The organism is Streptomyces sp. WELS2, from assembly GCF_013870595.1.
GTDB lineage: Bacteria > Actinomycetota > Actinomycetes > Streptomycetales > Streptomycetaceae > Streptomyces.
Map to the genome: position 1 here is coordinate 1 of NZ_JACBWZ010000369.1, position 5,930 is coordinate 5,930.

The following is a 5,930-nucleotide window of genomic DNA, read 5'->3' on the forward strand; positions in this document are numbered from 1 at the left end:
CCGTCTGTGCGGCCCCGCTGCCGGGTGTGGCCCTACGCCATGAGGAGGAACAGCATGCCGGAAGGCTCACGCGGGCGGCGGGAGCGGTGGCGCCGCGCGCCCGCGTGGGTGGGGTCAGGGGCGTCCCCGCTGTCCTCTCAGGTGCTCGGCGACCGGCTTGAGCGCCTTCTCCAGTTCCATGAGCGCGTCCGGTGACAGCAGGTCGATGAAGTGCCGGCGCACCGATGCCACGTGATGCGGGGCGACCTTCCGCATCGTCTCCATGCCGTGGTCCGTGAGCACGGCGTACAGCCCCCGCCGGTCGGTGTCACAGTTCTCGCGGCGAACCAGGTTGGCGTTCTCCATGCGCGTGATCTGGTGCGAGAGCCGGCTCTTGGACTGAAGGGTCGCGGAGGCCAGGTCGCTCATCCGCATCCGCACGTCCTCCGACTCGGACAGGTTCACCAGGATTTCGTAGTCGTTCATCGTCAGGCCGAACGGCTGCAGATCCTTTTCCAGCTGGTACGTCAACAGCCTGTTGACCTCCAGGTGGGTGCGCCAAGCGCACTGCTCCGCATCGGTCAGCCAGCGCGTGGCCGTCTCGGTCTCCATGAATGAAGTCTACCTAAGAAGTTGAATGGCGTACTAACTTGGATGGTGTGACGTGCGCACGCGTTCGACGTCACACTCCGCAGACTACCGCTCACAGCCCGAAGCGACGCTGGAGGTCTCCCAGCTGTCCGGGAAGGCGCGGTGGACCCGACGATTGCGGACCGTGTCCACCCGGTGTCATTCCGCCACCTCCCGGGACCCCGGGTTCGGGCGGAACCGCCCCCGTCGCCACCTCGGCCATGAGGGTCTCGGTCGACTGCAGCAGGACCGTCCCCGCGCCGACGAACTCGAACTGGTGCTCCTCGCCGGAGACCCCGCCGAAGCCCGTCATCGCACGTAGACCGCCCAGTACACCCGTCAAGTACCCATGGTCGTAGTGATGGCACGGGGACGGGCAGTCGGCCCACCCGACGAGCGCCTGCGGGTCCACCCGGATCGGAGGTTCCACGAACACCACCGGACCGTTTGATGCGGCTACGAACTTTCCGGTTCCGATCAGGGTCAGAAAACCCGGGACGATCGACTGCTTGAGTGCGAGACTTGGCTGAAAAGCGAGCAGATTGCCCGCGCGAATGGTCAAGTTCCCGTCGTCCAGATCGTAGGAGTTGACGTCGAACGCCCGGTCGGCCAGCAGCATCTTCCCCGAGCCCTCCGCCACGACCCAGTCGCTCGCGTGCAGTGGCGAATGAAACGACGTACGGACAAGCCGGTCGAGTCGCCCGTGCCCGATGCCGTTGAACTCGATCGACCCGTAGTAGGCGACCATCTTTCCCTTCTGCAGGAACCACTGCCCGCTCTTCAGCTCCACGCAGAAGGTGTACGGGTTGACGTTGTCGTCGGCGGGCAGCGACAGCGGGTCGTACACGACCGGTCCGGCGCCCGGGGTCCCGTAGGTGCTCACAGCTTCTCCTCCGACGCCTGGACGTACACCGTGCCGCTGCCGCTCAGCTCCAGCTGGAACGCCTCCCCGGAGCCGCGGCCCACCATCTCGCGCCAGCCGAGCGCGGTGGACAGCCTGTTGCGGATCTCGCCGTGGTGGGCGACGTACGCCTGCGGGTCGACGTGGACCGGGCGCTGCGGGGTGACCGGGACCTCGAAGACGCCGCCGTGCGCCATCACCGCCACCGAGCCGTGCCCCTGGAGCGTGGTCGTGAACAGCCCCTGCCCGGTGACCTGCCCGCGCACCAGCCCCATCACCCCGCCCTGGGCGCCCAGGAACATCGTGCCCTGCCGCAGGGTGCCCTCGAAGGCGAGCAGCCGGTCGGCCTCCACGTAGAGCGTGTCACCGGAGAGGGTGATCACATGGACGTGGTGGCCGCCGTGCCCGAAGAACACCGTGCCGCTGCCCTCGACGGTCATCAGCGGGGTCGCCTCGCCGGCCACCCGGCGTCCGATCATGGACATCAGCCCGCCCTGGCCGCCCTGGACGTTGGGCGTGAAGGACACGTCCCCGCGGTAGGCGAGCATCGCGCCGCGCTGGCTGAACAGCCGCCGGCCCGGCGCCACGGTCGCCTCCACCATCTTGGAGTTGATCTCCCGGAAGGTCATCACACGTCCCCCGCGATCGTGGTCCGCTCGCTCGGCTGCACGTACACCAGCCCGTCGCCCTCGAAGCGGATCTGGAAGGCTTCGCCACCGCCCTCCCCGAGGAACGTGCGGAACGTCACACCGGACTGGAAGGACTGCCGGACAGCGCCCTGGTGGGCGACATACGCGCCCGGGTCGACGGTCAGCGGGTACTGCGGGGTCACCCGGAGGACGACCGCCGGGCCGTCGGAGAGGATCGCCGCCTGTCCGTGTCCCTCCACGGTCGTCGTGAACAGGCCGTTGCCCTGGGAGGCGCCGCGCACCCCGGTGAACGTCGTGCCCGTGCGCAGCCCCGCGTCCGTCGCCAGCAGATTGCTCGCCTCGACATAGAGCTTGTCCCCCTGGAGGGAGACCAGGTTGATCTCGGACGCCCGGTCCGCGAACCAGCACGTCCCCTGCCCTCTCACCTCCATCACCGTCATCTGCTCGCCGGTGAGCCGCCGGGTCACCATCCCCCGCAGCCCCTCGCCGCCGCCGCTCAGCTTCTTGAAGGCCATCTGCCCGTCGTACGCGACCATCGAGCCGTTCTTCGCCTTCACGGCATCCCCGGTCATGTCGACGGCGAGCACCTTGCTGCCCTGGAGTCGGAACATCGCCACGCTGCGAAACTAGCGGCGGTGCGGGTGGACGGAACAGGGCCCACGGGTGGAAACCCACCCTGAGCCGACCCCTAGGGGCGCGGTTTGCCACAATGGGGGAACGCTTGTGCGTGCGTTCACAAAGCGGTTCCGCCGTCGGCCCGTGCCGGCACGCACCCGCACGCGCAAACCGGCAGTCCGTAACCGGCAGACCGTCGTCGACCCTCCCACCGAAGGTGACCCGTGGACATCAAGACCGCCACCGCCCTCCGCCGCCTCCGCCTGGTCTCGGCCCCGGAGGCCGTGTCCTTCCTGATCCTGCTCGTCTGCTCGGTGCTGAAGCGGACCACGGACTTCGACGCGGTCCCCGTGATGGGGGCGATCCACGGCGTCCTGTTCATCCTGTACGTGATCTTCTGGGCGGACGCCTGGAACCGCGCCAAGTGGCCCCTGAAGACCGCCGCCCTCTACTTCGTCCTGTCGGTGCTGCCCACCGGCGGCTTCTTCGCCGAGCGCAAGCTGCGCCGCGAGGCCGAGGACGCCGTCATCGCCGCCCGCGCCCGCAAGGAAGGGACCGTGAACGCATGATCGTCGCCTTCTCCGTGACGCCCCTCGGCGTCGGCGAGGACGTGGGGGAGTACGTCGCCGACGCCGTGCGCGTGGTCCGCGAGTCGGGCCTGCCCCACCGCACCGACGCCATGTTCACCTCGATCGAGGGCGAGTGGGACGAGGTCATGGACGTCGTCAAGCGCGCCGTCGCCGCCGTGGAGGCCCGTGCCCCGCGCGTGTCGCTCGTCCTCAAGGCCGACATCCGCCCCGGGGTGACCGACGGGCTGACCAGCAAGGTGGAGACCGTCGAGCGGTACCTCGCCCGGTAACGCGCCCCCCGTCTCGGAAACCCCGGCCCCCTGGGCCGGGGTTTTCCCGTTCCGAGTGTTTGAGCGATCGCTCAAAACGGTGTACGTTCAGCGCCAGATGGTTTGAGCAGTCGCTCAACTCCGTGCTCACGTGGGGGAACACATGGGTCTCTACATAGAGACGCACATCCGCGCCGGCCTCGACGAACTGTGGGCGCGCACCCAGGACCCCGCCCGGCACCAACGCTGGGACCTGCGCTTCACCGAGATCCACTACCTTCCGCGCACGGAAGGCGAACCGCAGCGCTTCCGCTACGCCACGCGCGTGCTGCCGTTCCTCACCGTCGCCGGCACCGGCGTCGCCGCCGGCGAGAAGGAGCGCGCCGACGGCACCCGCACCTCCGCCCTGCGCTTCGCCTCCCCGCACCCCCTCTCCCTCATCGCCGAGGGCAGCGGCTACTGGCGCTACGTGCCCGACGCCCACGGCGTCCGCTTCCTCACCGGCTACGACTACCGCCCGCGCTGGGGCCTGATCGGCGCCCTCGCCGACCGCCTGCTGTTCCGCCCCCTCATGGGCTGGGCGACCGCCTGGTCCTTCGACCGGCTCCGGCTCTGGCTGGAGCGGGGCATCACCCCGGAGCGGGCCCGCCGCAACTGGCTCACCGAACTCACCGTCCGGGCCCTGGTCCTCGCCCTCTGCCTGACCGTGCTCGCCCACGGCTCGCCCCCCGGCCTGCCCGGCCCACTCGCCGACGCGACGGCCTACCTGTGCCCGCTGCTGCTCGTACCCGGCGTCTTCCTCGCCCTCTTCAAGGCACCCCTCGCCGGCACCCCGGCCGCCCGCCGCTGCCTGCGCACGCCCGCCCTCCGCCCCCGCGCGCCCCGCCTGACGAAGACGCCGGAGCGCCAAGGACCACGTGCCCCGGAGACCCACGGATGACATGCCCGGTGACGCGCCTGCGCGCACGGGCACCGACGGCGCACCCGGGCCCGGACCAGCGCAGAAGACAGCAGAAGAACCCCGGACACGCCGGCACACCCCGATGACGCCCCTGGAGAAGTACCGATGACCTCGATCTTCCGTACCGCGATGGGCCCCGCTTTCGACCGCCTCCACCCCGCCCTGCGCCGCCGCTTCTCCGTCGGTCTGACCAGCGGCGAGGCATGCACCGGCCGGGGCGTGATGGACCGCGTCTGGCACGGACCGGCGTTCGTGAAGCCGTTCCTCGCGCTCGGCGGCACCCGCAACATCCTCGTCCCACGGGCCGGCCGCCACGTCCCCTTCGTGATCGAGAACGTGCCGTACACCGACGGCTTCGGCCGTGAGACGGTGAGCTTCGTGCGCACCTTCGACCTGCCCGGCGGGCCCCGCCGCTTCGACGCGCAGATGGTCCTCGGCCCCCGCGGCGACCGCGTCCTGGACTACCTCGGCACCCACCAGCACCTCGCCACCGACCTGCACTTCCACGCCGAACCCGACGGCTCGCTGCTCATCCGCTCCGGAACGCACCGGTTCCGGGAGGGCCCGGTGGACCTCCGCGTCCCCGACCTCGTCGGCGCCACCGCCGAGGTGCGCGAGTCCTACGACGACACCACCGGCCGCTTCCGCATCCGGGTGCGCGTGGTGAACCGGTACGTCGGGCCGCTCTTCGGCTACGAGGGCTCCTTCACCGCCTCGTACACCGACATCCGCACCTGCGGCGTACGGCCCGGACTGCGCCCGGTGCGGGAGGAGGCACGCGCATGAGCCCGGAGACCGCGAAGTCCCAGGAGACCAAGACCAGACTGCTGGAGGGCGCCCTGCGCACCCTCACCGAACAGGGCATCGCCAAGACATCGGCCCGTACGGTGGCCGCGGCGGCCGGCGTCAACCAGGCGCTGGTCTTCTACCACTTCGGATCCGTGGACGAACTGCTCGCCGCGGCCTGCCGCTACGGGGCGGAGAAGGCGGTGGCCCGCTACCGGGAGCGGCTCGCCGAGGTCGGCACGCTGTCCGAACTCCTGACCGTCGGCCGCGAGATCCACGAGCGCGAGCGGGCCGGGGGCCATGTCGCCCTGCTCGGCCAGCTGCTGGCCGGCGCCCCGACCCACCCGGGCCTGGGCCCGGCCACCGCCGCCGGGCTCGACCTGTGGATCACCGAGATCGAGCAGGTCCTCCGCCGCGTCCTGGCGGCGACACCGTTCGGCGAGTTCACCGACCCGGAGGGGCTGGCACGCGCGGTCGCCGCGTCCTTCGTCGGCATCGAGCTGTACGAAGGGGTGGACGAGGCCGGGGCCGGGGCGGCGCTGGACGCGCTGGAGCAGCTGGGCGCCCTGG

At 70.6% G+C, this 5,930-nt stretch carries 9 protein-coding genes; 5 read left to right on the forward strand and 4 right to left on the reverse strand.

The genetic code is table 11. The features are described 5' to 3' along the window. Nucleotides 1-114: 114 nt before the first annotated feature. From H5J33_RS20675 to H5J33_RS20690, 4 genes are all read right to left on the reverse strand, one after another. Nucleotides 115-591, reverse strand: a complete 477-nt coding sequence (locus tag H5J33_RS20675; protein ID WP_181796411.1) for a MarR family winged helix-turn-helix transcriptional regulator — start codon at nt 589-591, stop codon at nt 115-117. 91 nt (nt 592-682) lie between these two features. Next, nucleotides 683-1,492 carry an AIM24 family protein gene (locus H5J33_RS20680; RefSeq protein ID WP_181796412.1) on the reverse strand — a complete coding sequence of 270 codons (810 nt, stop codon included), beginning with the start codon at nt 1,490-1,492 and terminating at the stop codon, nt 683-685. Next, nucleotides 1,489-2,139, reverse strand: a complete 651-nt coding sequence (locus H5J33_RS20685) for an AIM24 family protein (protein ID WP_181796413.1) — start codon at nt 2,137-2,139, stop codon at nt 1,489-1,491. The genes H5J33_RS20680 and H5J33_RS20685 overlap by 4 nt, the downstream gene beginning before the upstream one ends. Next, a complete protein-coding gene (locus H5J33_RS20690) occupies nt 2,139-2,771 on the reverse strand; it encodes an AIM24 family protein (RefSeq protein WP_181796419.1) in 633 nt (210 codons plus the stop codon). Before H5J33_RS20690 ends, H5J33_RS20685 begins: the two co-directional genes overlap by 1 nt. Nucleotides 2,772-2,999: 228 nt before the next feature. Between H5J33_RS20690 and H5J33_RS20695 the strand changes: the two genes are divergently transcribed. The 5 genes from H5J33_RS20695 to H5J33_RS20715 form a co-directional block, all read left to right on the forward strand. Further along, nucleotides 3,000-3,344 carry a DUF3817 domain-containing protein gene (locus H5J33_RS20695; protein ID WP_181796414.1) on the forward strand — a complete coding sequence of 115 codons (345 nt, stop codon included), beginning with the start codon at nt 3,000-3,002 and terminating at the stop codon, nt 3,342-3,344. Further along, nucleotides 3,341-3,634, forward strand: coding sequence for an MTH1187 family thiamine-binding protein (locus tag H5J33_RS20700; RefSeq protein WP_181796415.1), 294 nt, complete (start codon nt 3,341-3,343; stop codon nt 3,632-3,634). The genes H5J33_RS20695 and H5J33_RS20700 overlap by 4 nt, the downstream gene beginning before the upstream one ends. Before the next feature lie 142 nt (nt 3,635-3,776). Continuing rightward, complete coding sequence (locus tag H5J33_RS20705) at nt 3,777-4,553, forward strand: hypothetical protein (protein WP_181796416.1); 777 nt, start codon at nt 3,777-3,779, stop codon at nt 4,551-4,553. A gap of 126 nt (nt 4,554-4,679) precedes the next feature. After that, entirely contained in the window at nt 4,680-5,360 is a 681-nt protein-coding gene (locus tag H5J33_RS20710) for a DUF4166 domain-containing protein (RefSeq protein ID WP_181796417.1), read from the forward strand. Beyond that, nucleotides 5,357-5,930: TetR/AcrR family transcriptional regulator (locus H5J33_RS20715; protein ID WP_181796418.1), on the forward strand; the 574-nt coding region annotated here is incomplete at its 3' end. The genes H5J33_RS20710 and H5J33_RS20715, both read left to right, overlap by 4 nt.

Coding starts and splice junctions, on each gene's coding strand:
- H5J33_RS20685 (WP_181796413.1), bottom strand. CDS start 2,139: ATGACCTTCCGGGAGATCAACTCCAAGATGGTGGAGGCGACCGTGGCG.
- H5J33_RS20705 (WP_181796416.1), top strand. CDS start 3,777: ATGGGTCTCTACATAGAGACGCACATCCGCGCCGGCCTCGACGAACTG.
- H5J33_RS20710 (WP_181796417.1), top strand. CDS start 4,680: ATGACCTCGATCTTCCGTACCGCGATGGGCCCCGCTTTCGACCGCCTC.
- H5J33_RS20675 (WP_181796411.1), bottom strand. CDS start 591: ATGGAGACCGAGACGGCCACGCGCTGGCTGACCGATGCGGAGCAGTGC.
- H5J33_RS20690 (WP_181796419.1), bottom strand. CDS start 2,771: ATGTTCCGACTCCAGGGCAGCAAGGTGCTCGCCGTCGACATGACCGGG.
- H5J33_RS20700 (WP_181796415.1), top strand. CDS start 3,341: ATGATCGTCGCCTTCTCCGTGACGCCCCTCGGCGTCGGCGAGGACGTG.